A 1,610-nucleotide genomic window follows, 5' to 3' on the forward strand; every position below is an offset into this window, starting at 1 on the left:
CGCCCAGCTGGAGCAGCAGGCTTGCGCGAACGAGGTACAGCGGCCTGGACCAAACACCGATCATGGGATTCTCGACCGAGCGGCCTAACGCCTGAATTAAGCCGAGCCGCGAAGCGGCTTCGGCTTGAATGAATTGTTAGGCCCCGGCCGAAATGCGCCGGATGCCCTCCGTCAAGTGTGCCCAGACTGCTGACACAGTGGAAGCATTGGCCCTGCTTTGTCCAACTAAATTGTGGCCGCGCTCACTGAGAGAGTGGAACCTTCCCCGAGACTCAACCAGACCATGTGCCTGCAGCCACCTTAGTGAGCTGGATAGCTCTTGCTGGGTTGGCACGGCATGGTTGATTGCATCTGCTGCCGCAGAAACATCAGTGAGTGAGACAGGCGCCTGACCGGCACCCAAGTCTATCGCGTAGAGGATCCAAGCAATGGTTCGCGAGTTGCTTTCCAAGGGGCCTAACACCAGAGTTAAGCCGTGCCGCGAAGCGGCATCGGCTTGAACGAATTGTTAGGCCGCAGAGCCATCGGCCCACACGACCTGACCGGGATGATGCTCACGAATTGTATCGACTGCATCAGCGAGCGTGGCGGGGCCGCTATTGCCGATTGGCGCAGTGAACTCAGTAACACTCAAACCGCTTGCGCGAAGCGCTGTCAGCTCAGTTGCGGCAAGCAATCCGGGTGAAACCCACAAGCCAGTGGGAGGCCAAGCCGATGAGGCTACAAGTTGATCGTAGCTCTCCCTTGAGTGGGCGAAGTAGATCATCTGCGGCCTAACGCCTGAAATAAGCCGCGCCGCGAAGCGGCGTCGGCTTGATTGAATTGTTAGGCCCCACCCACCGATGGAGAAGTGTTGAGACCAGCAAGCCGAGCAAGCCACCGACATACGTGACGACAATTGGAAGGTAGGTTGGCTCGTAGGCGAGCCCCTCGCCGTAACTTGCCGGGAAGTACGAAGGCTGCACCAATAGCCAAGCGACTACAGCGCCGACAAGCATTGCGACCAAGGCACTTGTCAGTTTGCGCGTCGGTGCGGAAAGGTAGGTTGCTAGAACAACCGCGAATGCCGCAATGAAGCCAATGCTTGGAACGAACCAAAGCCCCAGCGCCTCAGCGACGAAGGCGCCCACGAAGCCTGCGACTACGAAGCTGGCAATGACGACTACCACCATTAGCGACCATCTTAGAGCCATTGCCGTGTCTCTCGTGGGGCCTAACGCCTGAGTTAAGCCGCGCCGCGTAGTGGAGCAAAGCACATGGCAAGCTCTACCTGCCATGTGCTTTGTGTAACGAAGCGGCGTCGGCTTGAACGAACTGTTAGGCGGAACGCTACGACGAAAACCGGGGTGCGGCAAGCTCTTGGCTTGGGATGTGGCCGAAGCCAATGGCGCCTGGGTGCGCCGGCCCGGGACCTGTCCACGGACCTGGCCGAAGCCTGCGATGGACGGTCCGATTGCAACGCCTGAGTCCAGCCATCCGAAGCCGGCCGCGACGAACTGTCCCGGCGCGCTTGCGACTACTTGGCCGAAGCCAAAGATGATGGCAGCACGTTGGCCGATCCGATTGCGACGACACTCAATAGCACGACATTGCAGCGTGCCGCCTAACGC

Annotated in this window: 1 protein-coding gene; it reads right to left on the minus strand. The window is 59.4% G+C overall.

Annotated features, from left to right (window positions below):
- Window positions 1–773: 773 nt before the first annotated feature.
- Window positions 774–1,610: hypothetical protein (locus QFW80_RS08880; RefSeq protein ID WP_280601400.1), on the minus strand; the 837-nt coding region annotated here is incomplete at its 5' end.

Source organism: Luteimonas rhizosphaericola (assembly GCF_029888045.1).
Lineage (GTDB): Bacteria > Pseudomonadota > Gammaproteobacteria > Xanthomonadales > Xanthomonadaceae > Luteimonas > Luteimonas rhizosphaericola.